This window comes from Amphritea sp. GJ51-11, from assembly GCF_055808735.1.
Window position 1 is genome coordinate 1,041,005 of the sequence record NZ_CM147881.1, and the last position, 22,607, is coordinate 1,063,611.

19 protein-coding genes, 1 other RNA gene and 1 riboswitch are annotated in these 22,607 nt (G+C 48.7%); of the genes, 10 read left to right on the top strand and 10 right to left on the bottom strand.

Annotated features, from left to right (window positions below; all coding sequences use genetic code 11):
* Positions 1-45: 45 nt before the first annotated feature.
* Positions 46-528 (top strand): FKBP-type peptidyl-prolyl cis-trans isomerase, encoded by a 483-nt coding sequence (locus AC0L4K_RS04485; RefSeq protein WP_215952399.1) that lies wholly within the window; start codon positions 46-48, stop codon positions 526-528.
* Positions 529-649: 121 nt separating this feature from the next.
* The gene (locus AC0L4K_RS04490; protein WP_473268358.1) at positions 650-1,867 is read left to right on the top strand and encodes a bifunctional alpha/beta hydrolase/OsmC family protein; all 1,218 of its coding nucleotides are present in this window, start codon (positions 650-652) and stop codon (positions 1,865-1,867) included.
* 110 nt (positions 1,868-1,977) lie between these two features.
* Here AC0L4K_RS04490 and AC0L4K_RS04495 read toward each other — a convergent pair whose 3' ends face one another.
* Complete coding sequence (locus AC0L4K_RS04495; protein WP_473268359.1) at positions 1,978-2,460, bottom strand: MarR family winged helix-turn-helix transcriptional regulator; 483 nt, start codon at positions 2,458-2,460, stop codon at positions 1,978-1,980.
* Between the two features lie 259 nt (positions 2,461-2,719).
* Between AC0L4K_RS04495 and AC0L4K_RS04500 the strand changes: the two genes are divergently transcribed.
* On the top strand, positions 2,720-3,265 hold the full coding sequence (locus AC0L4K_RS04500) for a VOC family protein (protein ID WP_417226101.1): 546 nt from the start codon (positions 2,720-2,722) through the stop codon (positions 3,263-3,265).
* A gap of 112 nt (positions 3,266-3,377) precedes the next feature.
* Here the strand turns inward: AC0L4K_RS04500 and AC0L4K_RS04505 are convergent, their stop codons facing one another.
* The 4 genes from AC0L4K_RS04505 to AC0L4K_RS04520 form a co-directional block, all read right to left on the bottom strand.
* Positions 3,378-4,148: an ion transporter gene (locus AC0L4K_RS04505; RefSeq protein ID WP_473268361.1), complete on the bottom strand. Its 771-nt coding sequence runs from the start codon at positions 4,146-4,148 to the stop codon at positions 3,378-3,380.
* A complete protein-coding gene (locus tag AC0L4K_RS04510) occupies positions 4,115-4,417 on the bottom strand; it encodes a hypothetical protein (protein ID WP_473268362.1) in 303 nt (100 codons plus the stop codon). The genes AC0L4K_RS04505 and AC0L4K_RS04510 overlap by 34 nt, the downstream gene beginning before the upstream one ends.
* Positions 4,418-4,606: 189 nt before the next feature.
* Positions 4,607-4,936 carry a hypothetical protein gene (locus tag AC0L4K_RS04515; RefSeq protein WP_473268364.1) on the bottom strand — a complete coding sequence of 110 codons (330 nt, stop codon included), beginning with the start codon at positions 4,934-4,936 and terminating at the stop codon, positions 4,607-4,609.
* A gap of 40 nt (positions 4,937-4,976) precedes the next feature.
* Positions 4,977-5,096: riboswitch (SAM-I-IV-variant riboswitch) on the bottom strand.
* 93 nt (positions 5,097-5,189) lie between these two features.
* Positions 5,190-5,696: a retropepsin-like aspartic protease family protein gene (locus AC0L4K_RS04520; protein WP_473268366.1), complete on the bottom strand. Its 507-nt coding sequence runs from the start codon at positions 5,694-5,696 to the stop codon at positions 5,190-5,192.
* A gap of 179 nt (positions 5,697-5,875) precedes the next feature.
* Between AC0L4K_RS04520 and AC0L4K_RS04525 the strand changes: the two genes are divergently transcribed.
* Positions 5,876-7,141 carry a DUF3422 family protein gene (locus tag AC0L4K_RS04525; protein ID WP_417226094.1) on the top strand — a complete coding sequence of 422 codons (1,266 nt, stop codon included), beginning with the start codon at positions 5,876-5,878 and terminating at the stop codon, positions 7,139-7,141.
* A 143-nt stretch (positions 7,142-7,284) separates the two neighbouring features.
* Positions 7,285-7,381: signal recognition particle sRNA small type (ffs, locus tag AC0L4K_RS04530), an RNA gene on the top strand.
* Between the two features lie 191 nt (positions 7,382-7,572).
* Here the strand turns inward: ffs and AC0L4K_RS04535 are convergent.
* The 5 genes from AC0L4K_RS04535 to AC0L4K_RS04555 are packed head-to-tail and all read right to left on the bottom strand — an operon-like array spanning position 7,573 to position 12,391.
* Positions 7,573-8,814 (bottom strand): HAMP domain-containing sensor histidine kinase, encoded by a 1,242-nt coding sequence (locus AC0L4K_RS04535; RefSeq protein ID WP_473268368.1) that lies wholly within the window; start codon positions 8,812-8,814, stop codon positions 7,573-7,575.
* Between the two features lie 15 nt (positions 8,815-8,829).
* Positions 8,830-9,588 (bottom strand): response regulator transcription factor, encoded by a 759-nt coding sequence (locus AC0L4K_RS04540; protein ID WP_473268369.1) that lies wholly within the window; start codon positions 9,586-9,588, stop codon positions 8,830-8,832.
* A gap of 28 nt (positions 9,589-9,616) precedes the next feature.
* Positions 9,617-10,297 carry a phosphatase PAP2 family protein gene (locus AC0L4K_RS04545; protein ID WP_473268370.1) on the bottom strand — a complete coding sequence of 227 codons (681 nt, stop codon included), beginning with the start codon at positions 10,295-10,297 and terminating at the stop codon, positions 9,617-9,619.
* Positions 10,294-10,692, bottom strand: a complete 399-nt coding sequence (locus tag AC0L4K_RS04550; RefSeq protein ID WP_417226087.1) for a diacylglycerol kinase — start codon at positions 10,690-10,692, stop codon at positions 10,294-10,296. The genes AC0L4K_RS04545 and AC0L4K_RS04550 overlap by 4 nt, the downstream gene beginning before the upstream one ends.
* A gap of 10 nt (positions 10,693-10,702) precedes the next feature.
* Positions 10,703-12,391 (bottom strand): phosphoethanolamine transferase, encoded by a 1,689-nt coding sequence (locus tag AC0L4K_RS04555; protein WP_473268371.1) that lies wholly within the window; start codon positions 12,389-12,391, stop codon positions 10,703-10,705.
* Positions 12,392-13,002: 611 nt separating this feature from the next.
* Between AC0L4K_RS04555 and AC0L4K_RS04560 the strand changes: the two genes are divergently transcribed.
* From AC0L4K_RS04560 to AC0L4K_RS04580, 5 genes are all read left to right on the top strand, one after another.
* Complete coding sequence (locus tag AC0L4K_RS04560) at positions 13,003-14,013, top strand: HlyD family secretion protein (RefSeq protein ID WP_417226083.1); 1,011 nt, start codon at positions 13,003-13,005, stop codon at positions 14,011-14,013.
* A gap of 12 nt (positions 14,014-14,025) precedes the next feature.
* Positions 14,026-16,809, top strand: coding sequence for a ribosome-associated ATPase/putative transporter RbbA (gene rbbA / locus AC0L4K_RS04565; RefSeq protein ID WP_473268372.1), 2,784 nt, complete (start codon positions 14,026-14,028; stop codon positions 16,807-16,809).
* Positions 16,810-16,812: 3 nt separating this feature from the next.
* Positions 16,813-17,937: an ABC transporter permease gene (locus tag AC0L4K_RS04570; RefSeq protein ID WP_417226208.1), complete on the top strand. Its 1,125-nt coding sequence runs from the start codon at positions 16,813-16,815 to the stop codon at positions 17,935-17,937.
* A gap of 273 nt (positions 17,938-18,210) precedes the next feature.
* Positions 18,211-20,133 (top strand): PHA/PHB synthase family protein, encoded by a 1,923-nt coding sequence (locus tag AC0L4K_RS04575; protein ID WP_473268373.1) that lies wholly within the window; start codon positions 18,211-18,213, stop codon positions 20,131-20,133.
* Between the two features lie 8 nt (positions 20,134-20,141).
* Positions 20,142-22,535, top strand: a complete 2,394-nt coding sequence (locus tag AC0L4K_RS04580; protein WP_473268374.1) for a plasma-membrane proton-efflux P-type ATPase — start codon at positions 20,142-20,144, stop codon at positions 22,533-22,535.
* Positions 22,536-22,607: the final 72 nt, after the last annotated feature.

The following is a 22,607-nucleotide window of genomic DNA, read 5'->3' on the forward strand; positions in this document are numbered from 1 at the left end:
TCGTTTTATGAGCTGTTTAATCGCTCAGTCACTTAAGGAATTACAATGAGTATTACCAAAGACAAAGTTGTTCAGTTTCATTATGCGCTGCACGATGCTGACAAAACGGTTGAAGAAACTACCCGGGGTGGCTCTCCTATGGCTTATCTGCACGGCCATAATAATATGATTAAAGGTCTCGAGCAGGCGATGGAAGGCAAAGCCGTGGGCGATACTTTTTCCGTTACGCTTGCGGCCAAAGATGCCTATGGGGAACATCAACCAGATTCAGAGCAGCGTATTCCGGTTAAACACCTACAGGGTGCTAAAAAATGGCGCCCGGGAATGGTAGGCACCGTTCAGACCGAGCAGGGACAGCGCCAAGTGACTGTGGTTAAAGTGGGTAAGTTTATGGTGACTGTGGATAACAACCATCCGCTGGCCGGCAAGGAGCTGACCTTCGATATCGATATTCTTGATATTCGCGATGCAACGGCCGAAGAGGTCGCCCATGGTCACGCACACGGTGCGGGAGGTCATCACCACTAAGGGATGCCGATTGGTCGGTTGTTCTAATTTATCTTACCAATCTGCTCCATAGCGAAAAATAAATAGCTCATCGCCTCTGTCTGATTAATACTGTGTATCGAAGACAATTGAGGAAGGTGCGATGAAGACGGAGCGTTTAGAGTTTACTGGCCATGATGGCTCGTTATTGGCGGCAAGATTGGATCTACCGGTGGGCAAGCCGGCAGCTTATGCGCTGTTTGCCCACTGCTTTACCTGCTCAAAAGATCTACAAGCATCCCGTCGAATAGCTCAGCGTTTAGCTTCTTTGGGTATCGCGGTATTACGCTTTGATTTTACTGGGCTAGGGCATTCCCAAGGTGAGTTTGCCAATACCGGCTTTAGTTCCAATCGCCAGGATCTGCTGTTAGCAGTGGATTTTCTCCGTGAGCATTACGCAGCCCCTCAGTTGTTGATTGGCCACTCCTTTGGAGGTGCTGCGGTGCTGGCGATTGCTGGCCAAGTTCCAGAGGCAAAGGCGGTGGTGACCATCGGTGCTCCGGCTGACCCAAAACATCTACTGCATAACTTTGATGAGCATATCGATACCATCTGCGCGGAAGGTGAGGCTAATGTTAGTCTTGGCGGTCGTCCATTTACCATTAAGCGCGAGTTTCTTGAAGATATCTCATCGGCATCGCTCGAAAAAGCGGTTAGAGGCTTACGTAAGGCACTATTGGTGATGCATGCGCCGTTAGATGAAACGGTACCGGTGGATAATGCCGCTCAGATCTTTCAGATGGCTAAACACCCTAAGAGTTTTGTTACTCTGGATTCTGCCGACCATCTTCTCAGCCGACAGGAGGATGCTGACTATGCGGCGGAAGTGATATCGACTTGGGCGCAACGCTATATTGATGTACAGATCCTGCCCAAATATATTAATGCACCGGAAGGTATTATTCGGATCAGTGAAGCCGACCCGGATAGCTTTACCCAAGATATTAGTGCTGCAGGTCATCATTTGATTGCCGATGAGCCGCTCAGTTATGGCGGTAGTAATCTCGGCCCATCCCCGTATCAACTGGTTGCGGCGGGTCTGGGCGCGTGCACAGCGATGACGATTAGAATGTACGCTCGGCATAAAAAGCTGGCCTTGGAGCATGTGCAGGTGGATGTTACCCATGACAAGGTACATGCGCAGGATTGTGCCAGCTGTGAGCAGCGTAGCGGCAAGGTCGACCAGTTTGAGCGGCGTATCACCCTCTCTGGAGACTTAATTGATGAAGAGCGTCAACGTTTATTGGAGATTGCCGATCGTTGTCCTGTGCATCGAACATTGGAAGGCGAGATTAATATTGTTACACGGTTAACCGACTAAGCGTCGCTTGGTGTTAGTCGTGTGAACTCGCGAGGTCGTCCTCGACTGACCGGCATTGTCGGCCAGTCGAGTGTTGCTAGCTAACAGGTTCGTCAAGCAGGGATTAAGTCTTAACCACAAAGTTGCAACTCTTCCGCTTTTTGCCGGACTTTCGTCATTAAATCCTGTAGCTGTTGCTGTTCTTCACTGGATAGTGCGGAAAGAATAAAGGCTTCCCGCGCCAAGATCAGCGGCACTAATTTTTTATAGATTGAACGGCCTTCATCGGTCAGGCTCAGACGGGAGTAACGTCGATCCTGACTATCTTCCTGTCGCTGTATCAGACCGGTGTCCGTGAGGCGACTGATGCCACGGCTAACCGGCATTTTCTCCAGTTTACAAGTGCTGGCAATGGCTTTTGCCGACATCGGCGGGTTAGCACCCAGTACCGCCAGTATTCGCCATTCTTGGCGATTTAACTTAAATCGACCGTGATAAAGCTGAGACATTGATTGACTGACGGCCGAGTCCAAATTGGATAACTGATAAGGAAAAAACTGGTTCAGTTCAAATATCGGCTCGACCTTATCCTGAGTGGTTGATGGGTCATTCACTGAGGTTCATCCATAAAAGAGATAATAATGGCGTATATTCTATAAGGCTATTGGTGAAAAAGACAATTTCCAGTTACCGAATAATCGGTGTTATTCTAAATTTAATCAATTAAAACAAAAGGTTAAAAGTCTAAAAAACTTAAGTCATATAGTAACGAATGTTACTGATATAGCTAGGTTGAAAGCGAAATGCTACTTTGGGCACAACAGCTAGATAACGGCTCGATAACAAGAATAACGATTATTATGAGGTTGACCCATGATCGAAATTGAACAGATACACCATGTTGCGTATCGCTGTAATGATGCCAAAGAAACGGTTGAATTTTACCAAGATGTGCTGAATATGGAGTTTTTGGTGGCGATTGCTGAAGATCGCGTGCCTTCAACTAAAGAGCCTGATCCCTATATGCATCTGTTTTTGGATGCGGGTAATGGCAATATTCTAGCCTTTTTTGAACTGCCAACTAAACCGAAAATGGATCGTGATCAGAATACCCCTGCCTGGGTGCAACACATCGCTTTTCGGGTGAAAGATGAAGCGGCGTTATTGGCCGCCAAAGCGGATATTGAAGCGAAGGGTATCGATGTAATTGGGCCAACAGAGCACGGTATTATCCGTTCGATCTACTTTTTTGATCCCAATGGCCATCGTCTAGAACTGACCCATACTAAGGGCAGTGATGCACAGATGGCTGAGCTAAAAAGAGTCGCGCCATTGATGTTGGAAGAGTGGTCACGGACTAAAAAGGCACCTAAACATGCCGCTTGGTTGCATGAGGATGAGTTTAACGGGTTGGATTAAGATGAAATGAGTTTAGTGAATATCAATTGAGTTGGCCTTTTAAGTTGACCTTTAAGTTGGACTATACAGGCGAGTTATTCACTAGATCTATTCAACCGATCGATAACGGAGGCTAACCTTCGTTATGTTTATCGCCGTTATGGTTACGACGTTCAAGCCACTTAACCTTGTAGTGACAATGGGGACAGCGGTCGTGCAGTACCGAGTCGATCTCGTTGCGCAAGCGTCCCATATCTCGCTCTAAGTCTTTTTCCATATTCCGATTTAGGCTGGCATGTAGAATGTTGGCCGCATCCTCTTTACTGATACCCAATGTTTCACGCATTTGATTGAGTGCATTTTGCTCAATGGTATCGATCTTGCCATCCTGAATGGCCATATGCACCATCTTCTCATAGGTCGTACGCCGCTCTCGAATCGCTTCGTTAAAACCCGATGCGAGGATACCGGCGGGGAGGGCGACGATACCCAAACTCATGATACTGATGATGGACGCCAGAACTTTGCCGACCACGGTGATGGGAATAACATCGCCATAACCTAAGGTGGTCATGGTCACAATGGCCCACCACATCGCCGCCGGGATACTGCTAAACACTTCTGGCTGGGCTTGGTGTTCGGCATAGTAGATCAGGCTAGAAGCCAGAATAATCAGCATTAAAATCACAAATAGCGCAGCACCGATTGATCGGGCTTCGCGCCGCAACACCTGTAATAACAGAGACATCGAGGCTGAATAACGGGTGAGTTTGAATACCCGCAGTAAACGTAGTACCCGCATAAAACGTAGATCGACGATCATCATCATGCTGAGATAAAACGGCAGAATAACTAATAGGTCGATCAGTGCTAGGGGGTGAGCATATAACGTAGCCGGCTCCATAACGGGTGGCCATGCTTTATCTCTTCATTTTCAACACTGCTCCAGACCCTAGCCAGATATTCAATGCTGAAAATGATGACCGAAAAAATCTCAAATTGACTAAACCAACGCTGCTCTTCGATATTGTTTGAGGGCATGGTTTCTAGTATGACGCAGAGGACATTGAGGGATATCAGTGCGACGAGAAAAATCTGAATGATATTCCCAAAGCCGTGGTGATTTTTACCCGTCTCAAGGGTGTCGTACGTCAGTTTACGTATAGCGCGCATGGCCAACCTGATTATTGCTGAGCGAATAATTCATAGTATCGGTAAAAGGGGCTGATTATAAAGTCATTTATCGGACTAATAAGTGCAGCTGGCTGTTTCAGCGCGAGGCTTTTAAAACGAGATAACGATGAAAGCACACAGAGATAAGCTGCCTATCGAAGGTCTCAGGCAGCTTCGGGGTAGCGATGGTTAAAGCGTTTTACACCACTGTTCTGTCTTAATCGGGTCTAGCTGAGGGCTGAGTAAGGCTTGAGAGATAATCCGCTGTGCATCCTCAACCGTTAAGGAGGTTTGTGGTATCTCAATAAGCTTATAGCCGTGGCTGTTATCTTTGTTGCAGTACTCAATGTAGAGAAACAGTGTCGGCCGAGTTTGGCGCTTACCTTCAGCCATCCAATAACGAACATTGCACTGATAGATAGTGTGCCAACAGTTTGCTGGTGTATTAGGTTTAACAGGACGCTGATGCAAACCCGCGTCGGGGTTGGCCGCTTCTGTATAAATATGTGCTTCAAACATGGATCTGCTCCCATTTTCATGAGAGCTGACGTTGTGCGTGGGGGTTACCTGAAATTGTCGGTAATGACCACATCGTTTTGCGATAAATCAGCAGCAAAACAACCACCTTACCCAGGCAGGCAGGTTGGCGAGGACGTCAGCCCTTCTCTTGATGTTGAAAAAATGTATAAAAACGAATTCAGCCGCAATTTTAAGGCAATGGCGGGTTTCGCGCAAGACAGCCTTGTAAAAGATAGGGCGATTAACGACATTATTAATATTTAAGTGTCAGAGTATCGCCTTTTTGTATCAGTTCGAGGTGTTGTAAAAAGCTCATGCCGAGTAAAACTGTCTCGCCCTGCATATGGGGATTAATATGGGCCGACACCTGTTTTAGCGAAAGGCCTCCGAGTGCAACGGAATCCAATTGGGTGGCATAGACCTTAATTGTGCCATTAGCGGTGTTGGCATAGGCGGCTCGGCCGGGAGTGAGCTTGAGACTGTCGGCCAGCGCCCCCGGAATGCTGATGTTGGTAGCACCTGTATCCAGTAAAAAGCGTACCGGGTGGTCATTAATTCTGCCCGGAGCTACATAGTGTCCCTGACGGTTACGCTGTAATACCACAGGCGCATTGTTGTTGATGTTCATCAGCCCATGATTGGGGTCATTCTGCTGTAGCCATTTATCCTGAAAAAACAGATAAAACAGCCCCAGTATGATAATCCAAGTGAGATGGGTAAAGAAGCGAGCGATAAAACGTCGGCTGCTATCCTGTTGCATAATGCTCCTGTATATTAGACCGCTTTAGACTTTAGTCTGATGTTGACGTTTGAATCCCTGCCGCGTTGCGACTAGGGCAATATTATCAGGGTTTCGGCGTAAGAGGGCAGAGTCGCAAACCCTTTCATGGTGGATGAAGGCCAGCGTCGGTTGCATCAGCGTACAGTGGAGTGAATACCGTGAAGTTTCATACACAGCGTCAAATGGTAGCCGATGAAGTTCATGCTCGGCCGTTTCAGCAATTGAGTGCGCCGTTAAAAGTACTGCACTTTGCGCTGATGTTAGGGGATAAGAGCATCGCCGACATACACGACGAGATCTCGGCATTTTACCAACTCTGTGGCGGTCAGCGGTTAGATCCGATGGCCAGCTTCTGTTATCAGCAGTTGGGCGCGTTGGCGCTCCGGTGGGAGGCGCACACAGAGTTTTACACCTTGACCCTGTATCATATTCAACTGGATGAGCATTGGCAGCAAAGCCTACCAGGCTTACCTGATAACTGGCATGAACAGCTTCCCGGTGAGTTGATCAGTGGTGTGCAGATACAGATGCTTGATGCCGGTGATCAATCGGATGCCACACAGGTTGAACAACTATTTCACAACCGCCAAGTGGTCGGTTCCGATGTGATGCGGGGTGCTGCGAGGGTTTGGACCGACTTTCGTGCCGAAGGCGTATTCGCGCTGGATCGAGTGTTAGTGAAGAATAATGATCTGCACGGCTATCAATGTGGTCGATTGATACAGCGTCTGTGTGAAATTAATACTTATAGAACAGTCGCATTACTCAGTTTAGAGCCGGCCCGCCAAGCGATGAAACAAGTTTCGTTACTGGATCGTGAGCTGGCGGCTATCACCGTTAAGTTAAGTGAGCTGGAGAAGGGTGAAGAATCTGATAGCCTAGATGCTCTGATGATTTTATCGGCACAGGCGGAAGAGATCTCGGCGAATACGGTTAACCGATTTTCTGCATCGGATGCTTATTATGCATTGGTACGTATGCGTATTTCTGAATTGGAGGAGGTGCGTATCGAAGGGCTACAAACCTTTGAACAGTTTATTGAGCGTCGGGTCGATCCCGCCATGCGTACTTGGCAGTCGGCGGCTCAACGGCTAGAGCGATTATCCCAGCGTATCGCTCGGGCTAGCAACCTATTACGTTCGCGGATCGATCTGTCGACCGAACAGAAAATCCACGGTTTGCTTAGTTCGATGAATAAACGCACCCGTCGTCAACTGACACTGCAGGCGAAGCTAGAAACTTTCTCAATTATTGTTGTGACCTACTATGTATTTGATTTGGTTGAACGCACCATTCGCCATCTAACCACCGGCGCGCCGCAGGATACGGCTATTCACTGGCTAAGTTACTCATTACCGGCGGTGGTGTTATTAGTTTGGCTGTATGTACGGCGTATTACCAAAGAGTTTAAATCCGATGATTAATGGTTGTTTTCTAACCATATTTCACAGCCTGCGCCATTAGTTTTCGGTCGCGGCTATAATCGGGTTTGCATCTACCGAACAGGCTGTTATACTGCCCGCCTGTCTCGTTCGAGACGACCTTAATGGTCACGTTATGGTGGCTCCATTGGTCCTCCCGCAACGATAAACCGTGAACCTGGTCAGGCCTGGAAGGGAGCAGCCACAGCGGTGGATTCGTGTGCCGGGATGTGGCTGGTGGGGCTGCCCCCATTACCTCATCTTGTTTATTTGTCTAAATCATCATTCTGTCTAGTTTGAAGATAATTCGTTTCGGCGCTATGTCGTGATCTGTTAACTGTTTTTCCTGCACCATTTTTGAGCTTGTTTGTCTCTCTGTATGCAATTAGCAAAAAATTCCTGCGTTGAGAGCATCGCTGGGCTAATGCTGGTTTTTACGGTTGAAAAACGATGCGGGCATAGGTGCCTCGGGTTGGCGTGTGTTCCAAGGTGAATCTCCATTCCAGTTGTTCGCAGATCAGTGTGACAATATAGAGACCTAGTCCATGGCTTTCTTTTGCATCGCTCACTAAGGCGCTGTCCAGCGTGTTGACGACTAATTTTTCGGCCTCATCCCACACCTCAATAAATTGATCAGAGATGACGACAATGACTTTCCCCTCATTATGGTTCAGCCCATTATTGATGAGATTGCTCAGTAAAATTCTCACAATACTACTGTCGGCTTCGATTAAGGTATCGCCCTTCAGAGATTGAATCTTTATTCGTTCTTTTGTGTTGGGTGTGGCATCCGCGATGCTTGCGGTTACATCATTTGCAAGTGCTAGCAGCGAGAAAGATTCGTTAGTGGCGGTGCCTTTTGTCTGACGTACGATGGTTAATAGTGCTTTGATATTATCAGACATTATCTCTGCTGAACTGATGATTCTCTGCAGCGTTTTTTGATCGTCGGCCTGTAATTGCTGTCTATGTTCAATGACCTCTGCGGCGCCAAGAATAACCGCGACGGGGGTTCTTAGTTCGTGACTGGCCATTGTGATAAGGGAGCGTTCTCGCTTGATCAGGGCATCGATCTTACTCAGAAAGGCATTGAAACAAGCGGAGATCCGGTTTAATTCTGCATCTTTATAGGTTTCCGGCAGACAGGTGAGGTTATCGATAGACTGAATGTCTTGTGTCAGTTGGGTGACGGGGCTCGAGACCATACGGCTAATCATTATCGATAGGCCATATCCCAATAGGATGGCTATCACCAGCAGACTCAATAAGACAGATATCATCAGGGCTTCATATTGACCAAAGAGTGACTGGTCTTTTGCAAGAAAGAAAGTACCTCCAGGGACCTTATCGATAATAACCATATACTCTTTGTCTAAAAATTCGACTTCACCTTCATAAGGGATGGATAGGTTGCGAAAAATGATGGGGAGGTTTTCTATTTCAGACGTATGGGTTGGCAGGTAGGTTAGGGTTAACATCGCTGATTTTACGTGTACCACTTGATCTGTATCGTGGCGGCTCAGTAGGTGCTCTATTTCCGATTGCTTGTCCATTTTCATCATGGTGCCTTCCATAAACTCCAGAAAGAGCCAAGCGGTGAAGAGTACTGCTAGGACGCTGAGCGTATAGGTCCAGAAAAACAGTTTTTTAATGCGGCTGGAGATCGAGCGTTCCATATAGCTACCTATGCACTAGGCGGGATCAAGGCAATACCCGCGTCCATGAAGTGTTTTGATCATGTCTTGGCCATAAGTGTTCTTTAACGTTTTTCGTAGCACGTAGACATGGGTTCGAATGACATTAATATCCCCATCCGGATGACCCCAGATATCCGTACTGAGGTGTTGATAAGTCACATAGTCGGGATACTTTCTAATCAATGTTTCAAAGATGGTTGCGGCATAACCTATTAATTTCAGTTCGCGTTGATCCTGCAGTTTGACGGTTAAGGTGCCGGGGTAATAGCGGATATTGTTAGCCGTTAAACAGTCGTTATTCGTTTGCCGGCGGCGACATAATGCTTGTATGCGCAGCTCCAGCTCTTTCATATGAAAGGGTTTGACCAAATAGTCATCTGCGCCGTTATCAAAGGCTTGGGTTTTATCTTCAATCGAGTCTCTCGCCGTGAGCATTAACACGGGAACTGAAGAGTTTAGGTCCTCTCTTATTCGGCAACAAATGGTTAACCCGTTTACCCCCGGCAGCATAATATCGAGAATGATCACGTCATAGGGATGACTCGCCAGTAAGTGGAGTGCTGTTAGACCATCAGCGGCATAATCAAGCTCATAATTATCTTCGCCTAGATATTCAAAGAGGTTTTCCGCCAGTCGTTTATTATCCTCAACGATAAGCAATCTTCGTTTGGCATTGTTCGATGGCGGTGTCATAACGCTGTTCTCGTGGGTCAGAAGACGGGTAAATTTATATAGCTCAGCGGTAATCTGCATTGTGACGCTGAGATGTTCTTATAGCATATTAAGCTGCGGCTGTACGGTGGCGAAACAGCCATTGATAGCTTGCTAAGGCCGTATACCAACAGATTGCTAATGTCCAAAGGTCATGGGAAAGGAAGTGAGCGCCGCGAAATTGTTGCGACAGGCCAAACGCCATACCCAGTAATAAGCCAACAGAAAGTGCCGCCATGCGCCATTGGGGCTTATAGAGACGGCAGAAGAAATACAATGCGACCCAGGCATAGCCGCCACTAGCATGTCCCGCCGGGAAGCAGCGAACAGTGCCCGAGCCGAATATAGCATTAACGATCGGGGCATAAAACTGCTCTCCGCCATAGCGTTGGAAATCCCACGGACACGAGATATGGGTAATATCTTTCAAACCAGAAACGATCAGCAAAGAGGTTATCACCGCGCCAAACAGGTACCCTAGGCCTGCCCGATAGGAGCGCATACTTTGACTTAGCCAAGTGCTGGCTAGCGCCCCTAGATTTAAAAGAATGAGAGCGCCGACGAACATTCGTCCCCCCTTATGGATAACCGTTTCTAATAACCAACTATCTTGCAGGTTCCAGCTGTTTCCCTCGAAAGCGTAAATGGCATCGGTTAACCGTAAATCTAAGCCTTGCACGTCGAGCAGATAGGTCGCGATCAGTAACAGCGGCAGAGGCATGACCCAGTGATAAGACAAAGATCTGTTCATAGAATGATTAGCCCCCATGTCATGAGTACAATCATTAATGCCAGCAAAACCGCAGCAGACCCCATATCTTTTGCTCTGCCGCTAAGTTCATGGAGTTCGACACCGATACGATCAACGACAGCTTCGATCGCCGAATTCAGTAGCTCAACAAGGATCAGCAAGAGAACACTGGCGATCAATAAAATGCGTTCGATGGAATCCTGACCGAGATAGAGCGCCAAGGGAATCAGTACCAGTGCACAGAGTGTTTCTTGTCGAATGGCTGCCTCATGCTGCCATGCCGCTTGCAAGCCTTTGATTGAATAGCCTGTGGCTAACACTAACCGCTTGACGCCTTTGATACCTTTAAAAGCCGATGCATCTGTGGTTAGCGGCTGTTGTTCAGTTTTTAACATGATGACTCTTCTATTCATGGGATGTGGCGGCAATGGTGGATGCTTTGTTAACGGATCGGCAGCTGCTGAAAATATCCATTTCTTGGCGGTAAGCGTCAGTCTGCACATCGAGTAATCCCAGCATGGAATCAAACAGATTGTCGTGACTAAAATGACGTTTACGTTTGCCGTCTACGCAGCTTTTACTGATTGAAAAGCGATTGGCGAAACCATCATCCATCCAGAAGATAAATGGCACCTCGGTTTGTTCCTTCGGCGCCAACATATAGGGCACACCGTGCAGGTACAGATTGTTTTCACCCAGTGATTCACCGTGATCAGAGAGATACAGCATGCTGGCATCATATTGATCACTTCTCGATTTTAGAAAGTTGATCACCTCAGAAAGAAAATAATCGGTGTAGAGAATGGTATTGTCATAGGCGTTGATGATTTCCTGCTGGCTGCACTCTTGCAGTTGGTTGGTGTCACAGACAGGTGAAAATTTTCTAAACGCCTCAGGGGTGCGCATAAAATAGCTGGGGCCATGACTTCCTTTTTGGTGCAAGACAATGACCACATTGTTATCTGCTGCGCTGATCGTCTGTTCTAGTTTTTCCAGTAGAATCATGTCGAAACACTCACCGTCATGACATAGGGCCGGGTTATCGGTTTCGACGACGCTGACATTCTCAACACGATCACAAACGCCTTTGCAGCCTGAATTATTATCTTCCCAGATAACGCTAAGTCCCGACCGTTGTAATACATCTAATAAATTGTCGGAATTGATTGCCTGATCATGGTCATAATTGGAGCGGTCCATGTTGGAAAACATACAGGGCAAAGAGACCGCAGTGGATGTTCCGCAAGATGAAAAATCACTAAAGCTGACAATATTTTGTTGGCTTAGGTTGGGCGTCGTTTCACGGGGATAATCGTACAGTGAAAAGTTAGCTCGACGCGCCGTTTCACCTACAACCAGAATAGTGACTACCTTTTTCTGTGCCTTAGACTGCCAACTCAAGCCTAGGTGTGCATCGCTACCGACAGTTTGAAATTCACGTTTATTTTTCGGCAGAAAATGCTGCGCATAGGATTGCAAAGAGTACACATAGTTGAGGGGGACGATCAGGTCTCGCACATATCGGTGGTTACGAAAAAGTGAGGCGTAGTCCTGGTAGAAGGTCACTGCGATAAGACCAATAACAAGAGTAATGGTAACGAATGTCGTGATTTTCGTTAGCAGGAACCGCAGTGGCGAGCCATAGTTGATCTGTACATGCCAAACCCATAGGGCAGGTAAGACGCCCGTCAGAGTAACGTAGACCAATAGACTGATACTGAATAACTCGGTGCTTTCTTTAACATCGGTTTCCATCATATTCATGATCATGGTTTTATCGATCATGATGTTGTAAGTCTGCATGAAGTAAGTCGCTACTGATGCGGTGATTAACAGCGTAATAAGCACCGGTTTCAACACCCAGGGAAGCGCTAATAAAGTCAGAAATAAATTAAAAATCGCCATGAAGAAAAAGAATAAACCCACCATAAAAAGCAGGTCTTTAAGGCTGTTGACGCCATGGATTTCGTAGACAGCGGAAAAGAAGCTGGTATTGAACATCACCATTAAATAGGTTGATACCAGTAGCGTCATTAGCCAACTGGAGCATTGGTTAGGCAGTTTCTGGAAGATTTTTTTAATGGCGAACGACATAGCTGGAAAACCCACATTCATAGTTGTCTTACCGCAGAGGTAAGATTGGAAGTGGGATTATCGAAGAGGTATCGTCATGCCAGTATCAAGGAAACATCAAGGAAATATCAAACTGTAAAAGTGATGGGTAATCGGGGCTGGTCGCTCTACTTTTTTCGGCTAACCCTTTCACTAATCCTTTAATTAGCGAGTTTCACTGGGTCATGGTTGTCTGCTAGGTGAATCTTTTGCTATGAATCGCTTATTAGTATGGTTTGAATGCTAATTTAGAGTATGCTAATTTAAATTTCTGTCACAACTTACCGTTATCACCGATATGGGGCAGTGGTTTAGCGTTTACTGGGCCCATGGTTGATTGAGGTCGATGAAATCCCCCTTAGATTGTTGATATTCTATTCATATGAGTTAACAGAGGCGGGTATTAGCTCGCATAACAGCATCTCAGACGGTGTGTTATGTATGTTTGAATGCTAGTTGGGATAGATTTATACGCCCCTTTGTATGGTTTAAATATGGCTGGTGGGCGATTGAATCATGGCGATGGCTGCTAGGTTGATGGACAGCAGGTTCAACGATAATCAGTTGGCGATGTTTGGATAATGGAGAATAACGTGAAGCGAGTCATAATCGGTGTGTGTTTAATACTGGCCGTTGCTGCAAGCTGGCTGCTGTGGCAGTACTTTCAAGCGCCTGGCTTACCGGCGGATATCGCTTCGGGTAATGGACGCATTGAAGCGGTGCAAATGGATATCTCAACAAAGATTGCGGGTCGTGTAGAGTCTATATCGGCACAAGAGGGTGATCTAGTCCAGCCAGGGCAAACGGTTGCCATGATCGATACCGCACAGTTACGTGCGCAGCGATTACGGGCGGATGCTCAGATCGCTAGTGCTGAAAGTCAGGTGGCAGCCGCTGAAGCGTCGATTGCTCAGGCTAAGGCTAGGCTGGTGTTAGCGCAACAAGAACTCGCCCGCGCACGGGAATTACTGAAAAGAGGCCACGCTAGTCAGGAATCATATGATACCAACGTGAGTGCGGTGGCTGTGGCGAAGGCTAACCTTAAAGCGGCTGAGGCAACCTTGGTTTCGCAACAACGCAATGTGGATGCTGCGCGGGCGGATGCTCAAGGCATTCAAACACAGATTGACGATGCAACACTGGTTGCTCCGAGTATTGGCCGAGTGCTATATCGTCTTGCGGAGCCCGGTGAAGTGTTGGGCAGCGGCGGTAAGGTGCTAACACTGGTAAATCTAGCCGATGTCTATATGGAAACTTTTTTACCCTCATCCCAAGCATATCGTGTTTCTATCGGTGCCGAGGCTCGGGTTAAGCTGGATATTCTCGATGTGGCTATTCCCGCCACTGTTAGCTTCGTGTCACCGGAATCACAATTCACTCCGAAAGAGGTCGAAACCGCAAGCGAGCGGGAAAAACTGATGTTCCGGGTCAAGGTTCGGGTGCCAGAAGCCTTAGTACAGGCCTATATCGATCGTGTTAAAACCGGCGTACGTGGGGTGGCGTATATTCGTCTTGCTCCGCTATCGGGTGAACAGTCTTCAGAATGGCCCGAATTTCTTCAGAAGCTGCCCCCGATGGTCAATCCAGCCACTAGCAATAACTAACGGGTGCCAATAATGGCTCAACAAGATCGCCCGATCGCCCGGCTTCAAGGTGTTACGCACACCTATAAACAGGTCGCCGCTGTCGATGATATTACTCTGGATATTCCCGCAGGCTTGATGGTGGGGCTGCTAGGGCCGGATGGTGTTGGCAAATCGACCCTGATGGGGCTTATTTCTGGCGCGCGCAAACTGCAGCAAGGTCATCTTGAGGTGCTCGGCGGTGATATGGCATTGGCTGCACATCGTAATCTGGTTGGTCCTGGGATTGCCTATATGCCCCAAGGGCTTGGCAAGAACCTTTATGCCGAACTCAGTGTTGAGGAAAACCTTGATTTCTTTGGCAAGCTATTTGGCCAAGGGCCGGCTGAACGCAAGGTTCGTATCGCTAGGTTAACTCAAGCGACGGGGCTTGATCCGTTTCTGTCACGCCAAGCGGGCAATTTATCGGGGGGCATGAAACAGAAGTTGGGGCTTTGTTGCTCATTGATTCATGACCCTGACCTGTTGATTTTAGATGAGCCAACCACCGGTGTTGATCCACTGTCTCGGCGGCAGTTTTGGCAACTGATCGCGACGATTCGTCAAGAACGGCCAAGTATGAGTGTGTTGGTGTCTACCGCCTATATGGATGAAGCTGAAGGCTTTGACTGGCTGGTTGCGATGGATGCTGGGCGAGTGCTCGATACTGGTACACCAGCAGAACTTAAGGAACGTACAGGTGCTGATGATTTAGAAACCGCTTTTGTGCGGCTTTTGCCGGAAGACAAACGCGGCGATATGACTGAACTGGTCATCCCACCGCTGGAAAAAAGTGCAGCTACCCCGGCGATTGTCGCAAAAGGCTTAACCCGTCGCTTCGGTAGCTTTACCGCGGTGGATAACGTTAGCTTTGAGATTCAAGCCGGCGAGATCTTTGGTTTCCTCGGTTCAAACGGCTGCGGCAAAACCACCACCATGAAGATGTTGACCGGATTGTTACCAGTATCCGAGGGTGAGGCGTTTCTGTTCGGCAAGCCGGTCAATGCCAGTGATTTAGAAACGCGGAAGCGGGTTGGCTTTATGACCCAGGCTTTTTCCCTCTATGGCGAGCTGACGGTTGCGCAAAACCTAACCTTGCATGCTCGGCTGTTTCATTTGCCGCCGGAAAAAGCCAGCGACCGTATTGCTGCCCTCGTTAAGCGTTTTAGCCTAGGTGAGCATATGGATGCCTTGGCCTCATCATTGCCCTTGGGGATGCGTCAGCGACTTTCATTGGCGGTGGCGGTGATTCATGAGCCGGAAATGCTGATTCTTGATGAACCAACATCCGGTGTCGATCCCGTTGCCCGAGATGGCTTCTGGGAGCTATTGGTTGAGCTATCTCGGAAAGATAAGGTGACAATCTTTATCTCGACTCACTTTATGAACGAAGCGCTGCGCTGCGACCGGATCTCTCTGATGCATGCCGGCCAAGTGCTAGTCTATGACGAGCCGCAACATCTGGTGGAAGCCAAGGGTGCTGCCTCATTGGAAGATGCGTTTATTAGCTACCTTGAAGATGCTATTGCTGAGAAGGAGTCGAATGTTGCGGTGCAGGCCGATCAAACGGCCATCACAACAACGTTGACAGCGGGTGCTGAAGAAGACATCGAAGCGCTAGCTCCTCAAGCTACAACTGAGCAACTGCATGGCTTCAGTCTTAATCGACTGCTGGCTTACAGCTATCGTGAAATCATGGAGGTCATGCGTGATCCGGTACGGATGGCATTTGCTTTTCTCGGCAGTTCGATGCTGCTGATCGTGATCGCCTACGGGATCTCATTGGATGTTGAAAACCTCACCTATGCGGCGCTAGATAACGATCGTACCCCCGAGAGTCGCGAATATTTAAGTAATTTTGAAGGTTCTCGCTATTTTAGTGAACAGCCTGCGTTACAGAGTAAAGAGGAACTTGAGCGACGCTTGAGATCGAACGATATCACCCTTGCGATTGAGATACCGTCGGGCTTTGGTCGGCAGTTGAAAAAGGGGGAGAACCCCAGTATTTCGGCATGGATCGATGGCGCTAACACCACCCGGGCGAATACGATTGCCGGTTATGTTAACGGCGCCCATGTTCACTACCTGACCCAACTGGCGACCAATGTCGGCATCGATGCCAGCACCATGAGCAAGGTGTCACAGGAATCTCGCTATCGTTACAACCCGACCTTCGAAACCATGTATTCGATCGGCCCGAAAACACCGGCGATGCTGCTGTTGTTATTTCCGGCGATCCTGATGGCGGTGAGTCTGGCGCGGGAAAAAGAGATCGGCACGATTACCAATTTCTATGTGACCCCGACCAACCGGTTTGAGTTTTTGATTGGTAAACAGCTGCCCTATATCGCAATCGGTATGGTCAATTTCGTGATTTTGACCTTGCTGGTGGTCTTTTTGCTCGATGTGCCTTTGAAGGGGAGTTTGGCGGGTTTAACCCTCGGTGCGTTGCTGTATGTTTTTACCTCAACCAGTTTTGGTTTGTTGGTATCAACGATCACTAAATCTCAGGTTGCCGCCGTGTTTGCGACTGCGATTCTGTTAATCATGCCGACCATTAACTTTTCCGGCTTGGTACAGCCCACCTCAACCATGGAGGGGGGCGGTTATCTTATCGGTGTTTTATGGCCAGCGACCTATTATATGCATCTCAGTGTTGCCGCCTTTACCAAAGGCTTGAGCTTTACCGAATTGATGGGGGATATCATGGTGCTGTCCCTGTTCGGCCCCATTTTAGTGGTTATCGCAGCGGCATTTCTGAAAAAGCAGGAGGTCTGAGTGATGCGAACTTGGATCAATATCTTCTGGCTTGGCACTAAGGAGCTGCGTAGCGTCTTTAGCGATGTGGTGATGGTGGTGCTGATTATTTATTCGTTCAGCCTGGCAATCTACTCCCAAGCCACCGCGACCAGTGAATCGGTCAATAACGCGTCGATTGCGATTGTCGATGAGGATCATTCGGCGCTCTCACGGGCCATCGCGAATGCGCTTTATCCGCCCTATTTTAAGACCCCAGAGCAGATCTCGCCTGCCGAGCTGGATGAGGGGATGGATTTAGATCGCTATATGTTTGTGCTGGAGATTCCGCCAAACTTTGAAGAGGATATACGCCGTGGTCGCCAGCCAAGCGTACAGATCAATATTGATGCGACTGCCGTTACTCAGGCCAGCCTTGGCAACAGTTATATTCAAAATATCGTGGTTGATGAGGTTAACCACTTTATCAATCGTTCGGACGAAACCAGCGATTATGCCGTGACACTGGTTCAGCGGCGCGCTTTTAACCCAAACGGCACGGGGATGTGGTTTGGGGCGATTAATGCGCTGATTAATCAGATTTCGATGATTACCATTATTCTCACCGGAGCCGCGCTGCTGCGGGAACGGGAGCACGGTACGATTGAACACCTGTTGGTTATGCCGCTGAGTTCCTTTCAAATTGTGATGTCGAAAGTCTGGGCTAATGGGTTGATTATTCTGGTCGCCTTTGCCTTGGCGATGTGGTTTGTGGTGGAAGTGATTCTTGATGTGCCGATCAGTGGCTCGCGCTTGTTGCTGTTGGTGGGGACGACGCTGTATTTGTTTGCGGCGGCGGCCATTGGGATCTTTTTGGGTACCATCGCCCGCACCATGGCGCAGTTTGCGCTGTTGATGATCATGGCGATCGTGCCGATTATCATGCTGTCCGGTGGCTTAACGCCGATTGAGAGTCAGCCTGAGATTATTCAACCGCTTACTTGGTTTCTGCCATCGCGACACTATATGTCATTTGCTCAGGCGGTGGTTTTCCGCGGGGCGGATCTCAGTATCGTCTGGCCTGAATTGTTGAATATTCTAGGGCTAGGGGTGGTGTTCTTCAGTGCCAGCCTTGGTTTATTCAGACGATCAATTGCCGTCAGTCATTAAATCGTTTGAGCAAGCTAGGCTGCTTGCTCAAGCGTCCATAGATTATCGATCTCTGTCGTCCAGTATAGCTTTAACGGATGGTTAGAGCTTTGCTCTGTCAGGTTGATATCAGCGTATTGATCATCTCATGCTGCTGTGCACAAAAAATTGTTTTTAATAAGCAATAGAATCTTCTATAAAGCCAGTTTGGATCAATACTGCGCTGCAGCATTTAGGCTATACTCTAAGTATTAAAGAGAGTAGTTCATATCATTAATATGAGAGGGATTTAGGATGGAATCGCAACCCTTAGAACATGCAGATAATAATCAAGCTGATTCAGTTGATGTGCATGAAACAAAAACATTACCGTCCCCAGTTAAACCACAGGCAAGTGCTGCTGACCCATCTTATGGGGTGCAAACGCTCAAGTTGCCGGCGAGCGTGGCTGAGTACCTAACCCATCTGTTTGAGCGAGATACCTCGACGCCGGTTTCACTGCAGGAAACAATGGATAGGACGGTTAATGCCACCATGGCGCGCGTTACTGGGGGATTGTCGCCGGGTGGGTTAGCCGGCGCTTATGCCGATTGGGCAGTACATCTTGCGACTGCCCCCGGGAAACAGGCTCAGCTTCTTGAGAAAGCGATTAAGAAAGCACTCAATCTGGCTAATTACGCGAGCTTTTGTGCCACCGGTATTGCCCAAGATACGTCGATGCCTTGTATCGAACCTTTGCCTCAGGATAAACGTTTTAGAGGCGAGGCTTGGCAGAAGTGGCCATATAATGTGTTATATCAATCTTTCCTACTTAACCAACAATGGTGGTACAACGCCACCACGGGTGTACGCGGGGTAACGCAACAGCATGAAAATGTGGTTGAGTTCGCTGCACGCCAGATGTTGGATGTGCTGTCGCCATCGAACTACCTGCTGACCAATCCTGAGCTGCTTGAGCAAACTGAAAGAGAGGGGGGCTTGAATTTACAGCGCGGCATGAAAAACTTTATTGATGACTTTGAGCGCGCAATTAAAGGTCAAAAACCGGTCGGTACTGAAGCCTTTCAGGTCGGTAAAAATCTAGGGGTGTCCCCCGGCAAGGTGGTGTATCGCAATCGCTTGATCGAGTTGATTCAGTATGACCCGGTCACTGAAACGGTTCATCCTGAGCCTATCCTCATCGTCCCTGCTTGGATCATGAAGTATTACATTCTTGATCTATCACCGGAAAATTCACTGGTTAAATACCTCACCGAACAGGGCTTTACTGTCTTCATGGTGTCATGGAAGAACCCTGATGTGGGAGATCGTGATTTGGGTATGGATGACTATCGTACCCTCGGTATTATGGATGCACTCGATACTATCGAGACTATTACGGGTGGGCAGCAAGTGCACGGGGTTGGTTATTGCTTGGGCGGCACCTTATTGTCTATTGCTGCTGCAGCGATGGCGCGTGACGGTGATGAACGCTTAAAAACTCTGTCATTGTTTGCCGCCCAAACCGATTTCACCGAAGCCGGAGAGTTGATGCTGTTTATCAATGAGAGCCAGGTGACTTTCCTCGAAGATATGATGTGGGAAAAAGGCTATCTCGATACCAAACAGATGTCGGGTGCTTTCCAGTTGTTGCGTTCTAACGATTTGATCTGGTCCCGTATGGTGCACGATTATCTGATGGGTGAGCGAGCCAAAATGAATGATCTGATGGCTTGGAACAGTGATGCAACGCGTATGCCTTACAAAATGCATTCACAGTATCTGCGTCAGCTATTTCTTAACAATATGCTGGCCGAAGGTCGCTATACCGTGGATGGTCGGGCAATTGTTGTGTCAGATATTCGCGCGCCTATTTTTATGGTGGGCACGGAGCGAGACCATGTCGCGCCTTGGCGTTCGGTTTATAAACTTAACCTACTGGCTGATACCGAAGTCACCTTCCTGTTAACCAGTGGTGGTCACAATGCCGGGATTGTCTCTGAGATCGGCCATCCCCGGCGGCATTATCGTATCGCCACTCAGAAACATGATGACCGCTATCAGGACCCTGATACTTGGTTTGCTGACAATGATGCCCAAGAGGGTTCATGGTGGCCTGAGTTTGCTGGCTGGTTAAAACAACGTTCGGGCGATCAAACGGCCGTGCCATCTGACGCCACTCAACGTGGGCTGAAGCCTATCTGTGACGCACCTGGAACCTATGTTATGCAGGATTGAGGGGAACTATGATGCTTAATGATGCGAATACCGGCCCAGCCCCCGAACAACGCGATGGCGGGCTATCCTCTGAAGAGGCTGCGCGTCGGCTGTCTGAGCAAGGGGCTAATGAAATCGTTGAACAGCGGGAGGGGCCGCTGAAAAAGATTCTCTCCTATTTCTGGGGGCCAATCCCTTGGATGATTGAAGCGGCGGCGGTGTTGTCGGCGTTAGCGCGGGACTGGCCTGACTTCCTTATCATCCTGACCATGCTGGCGGTTAACGCTGGGGTGGCTTTTTGGCAGGAACGTAAGGCCGATAATGCGGTTGAATTACTGAAGAAAAAACTCGCCACGCGGGCGCGGGCATTGCGTGATGGCAGATGGCAGGACCTGTCTGCCCGAGAGCTGGTTGCGGGGGATTTGATCCATTTGAAACTGGGTGATGTAGTGCCAGCCGATGTTGAACTATTGAAGGGATCAGGCCTTTCAATTGATCAGTCCGCATTAACCGGTGAATCACTTCCCGTTGAAAAGAGTGCATCTGATCCAGCCTATTCAGGCTCAATTGTGCGGGTTGGCGAGATGACCGCAGTCGTAACCGCGACCGGGATGCACACCTATTTTGGTAAGACCGCCGCGCTGGTCGAACGGGCTGGTGCGCCATCGCATTTTCAGCAAGCGGTGTTGAAAATTGGTAATGCCTTGATTGTTGCCACCTTGGTGCTGGTGGCAATTATTTTAGCTTACGGTTGGTTGCGGGGGGATCCACTCCTGGAAACAATGCAGTTTGCCCTGATCTTAACCATTGCAGCGATCCCCGTGGCATTGCCCGCAGTACTGTCGGTGACACTGGCGGTGGGGGCGATGACGCTGAGTCGTCTGGGCTCGATCGTGTCACACCTTGCCGCGATTGAAGAGTTGGCTGGGATTGATGTGCTCTGCTCGGATAAAACCGGCACTTTGACGCAAAACCGATTGGTGGTGGGTACTCCCGCATTAATCGAGGCAAAGGATACTGAACAGGTACTGTTTGCCGCTGCGCTGGCGTGCGAGCCGGAAAGTAATGACCCGATCGATACTTCAATTTTGGCTGCGGTTAAAGGGGTTGATAACCTAGCAAGGGCACAGATTGATAAGTTCACACCCTTCGATCCGGTCAGTAAAATCGCCGAAGTGGAAGTGACGCTGGATGGCCAAGCGCGGTATATCGCTAAGGGGGCGCCGCAGTCAATTTTAGCCTGGGCTAACGCCTCGTCAGAAACACAGGCGGCGGTTGAGGTGCAGATTGATACTTTAGCGGCGGGTGGTTATCGTGCCTTGGCGGTGGCTGAACGTATCGGTGATCAGCCTGCTGAAGTATTGGGTTTGCTGCCATTGTACGATCCACCGCGTGAAGACAGTGCGGAGACGGTTTCTGCGCTAACGAAGTTGGGTGTGTCGGTTAAAATGGTGACCGGTGATCATATCGCTATTGCTCGACAGATCGCTGGACAATTGGGGATTGGATCTAACTTTATCACCGCCGATAAAGCGTTTGCCAAAGAACATAAAATGACCGCCAGCGAGATTCTTGAGCGGGATGGCTACGCCCAGGTTTTTCCTGAACATAAGTTCGAGATTGTCGAAACACTGCAATCCAGTGATCATCTGGTGGGTATGACTGGGGATGGTGTGAACGACGCTCCGGCATTACGTCAGGCGGATGTGGGGATTGCGGTCAGTGGGGCAACCGATGCGGCACGAGCGGCAGCGGATCTGGTGTTAACTGAGCCGGGGCTGGGGGTTATTCGTCACGCGGTGGAAGAGGCACGCCGTATCTTCGAGCGTATGACGGCCTACGCTATTTTCCGTATCAGTGAAACCGTTCGCGTGCTGTTGTTTATGACGCTATCTATTCTGGTGTTTGATTTCTATCCGGTCACGGCGGCAATGATAGTGTTGCTGGCGCTGCTGAATGATTTCCCCATCATGATGATTGCCTATGACAATGCGCGGCCTGCGCCACGACCAGTGCGCTGGGATATGCGCAGGGTGCTTATTCTGGCGAGCGTTCTCGGTACACTGGGTGTTATCTCGAGCTTCGGGATGTTCTGGATAGCAGAATCAATCTGGGAATTACCGCGTCCGACAATTCAAACACTGATCTTCCTTAAATTACTAGTCGCGGGTCATCTGACTATCTATCTGACCCGTAATGACGGTCATTTCTGGGATCGTCCGTTCCCAAGTTTGAAACTGTTTATCACCACCGAGTTGACTCAAGTGGTGGGGACTTTCGCTGCCGTCTATGGCTGGTTTGTTGAGCCGATCGGTTGGACATTAGCATTGATCGTGTGGGGCTATGCGATCGTCTGGTTCTTGATCAATAATATGGTTAAACGACTGGTCTTACATCACTTGGTGGGTATCCAGCAGAGATAAGATATTAGGTATTGTCAGCGCCCCTTAGGGTAGTAGCGCTGTAATTACACTGCTGCTTAATCAAGCAGAGAC

What these genes read in the sequence shown, in the direction of transcription:
- AC0L4K_RS04520 (WP_473268366.1), bottom strand. Translation starts at nt 5,696, where the DNA reads ATGCAACAGGATAGCAGCCGACGTTTTATCGCTCGCTTCTTTACCCAT.
- AC0L4K_RS04555 (WP_473268371.1), bottom strand. Translation starts at nt 12,391, where the DNA reads ATGTCGTTCGCCATTAAAAAAATCTTCCAGAAACTGCCTAACCAATGC.
- AC0L4K_RS04500 (WP_417226101.1), top strand. Translation starts at nt 2,720, where the DNA reads ATGATCGAAATTGAACAGATACACCATGTTGCGTATCGCTGTAATGAT.
- AC0L4K_RS04575 (WP_473268373.1), top strand. Translation starts at nt 18,211, where the DNA reads ATGGAATCGCAACCCTTAGAACATGCAGATAATAATCAAGCTGATTCA.
- AC0L4K_RS04515 (WP_473268364.1), bottom strand. Translation starts at nt 4,936, where the DNA reads ATGTTTGAAGCACATATTTATACAGAAGCGGCCAACCCCGACGCGGGT.
- AC0L4K_RS04545 (WP_473268370.1), bottom strand. Translation starts at nt 10,297, where the DNA reads ATGAACAGATCTTTGTCTTATCACTGGGTCATGCCTCTGCCGCTGTTA.
- AC0L4K_RS04485 (WP_215952399.1), top strand. Translation starts at nt 46, where the DNA reads ATGAGTATTACCAAAGACAAAGTTGTTCAGTTTCATTATGCGCTGCAC.
- AC0L4K_RS04540 (WP_473268369.1), bottom strand. Translation starts at nt 9,588, where the DNA reads ATGCAGATTACCGCTGAGCTATATAAATTTACCCGTCTTCTGACCCAC.
- AC0L4K_RS04580 (WP_473268374.1), top strand. Translation starts at nt 20,142, where the DNA reads ATGATGCTTAATGATGCGAATACCGGCCCAGCCCCCGAACAACGCGAT.
- AC0L4K_RS04550 (WP_417226087.1), bottom strand. Translation starts at nt 10,692, where the DNA reads ATGTTAAAAACTGAACAACAGCCGCTAACCACAGATGCATCGGCTTTT.
- AC0L4K_RS04570 (WP_417226208.1), top strand. Translation starts at nt 16,813, where the DNA reads ATGCGAACTTGGATCAATATCTTCTGGCTTGGCACTAAGGAGCTGCGT.
- AC0L4K_RS04535 (WP_473268368.1), bottom strand. Translation starts at nt 8,814, where the DNA reads ATGGAACGCTCGATCTCCAGCCGCATTAAAAAACTGTTTTTCTGGACC.
- AC0L4K_RS04490 (WP_473268358.1), top strand. Translation starts at nt 650, where the DNA reads ATGAAGACGGAGCGTTTAGAGTTTACTGGCCATGATGGCTCGTTATTG.
- rbbA (WP_473268372.1), top strand. Translation starts at nt 14,026, where the DNA reads ATGGCTCAACAAGATCGCCCGATCGCCCGGCTTCAAGGTGTTACGCAC.
- AC0L4K_RS04510 (WP_473268362.1), bottom strand. Translation starts at nt 4,417, where the DNA reads ATGCGCGCTATACGTAAACTGACGTACGACACCCTTGAGACGGGTAAA.
- AC0L4K_RS04505 (WP_473268361.1), bottom strand. Translation starts at nt 4,148, where the DNA reads ATGGAGCCGGCTACGTTATATGCTCACCCCCTAGCACTGATCGACCTA.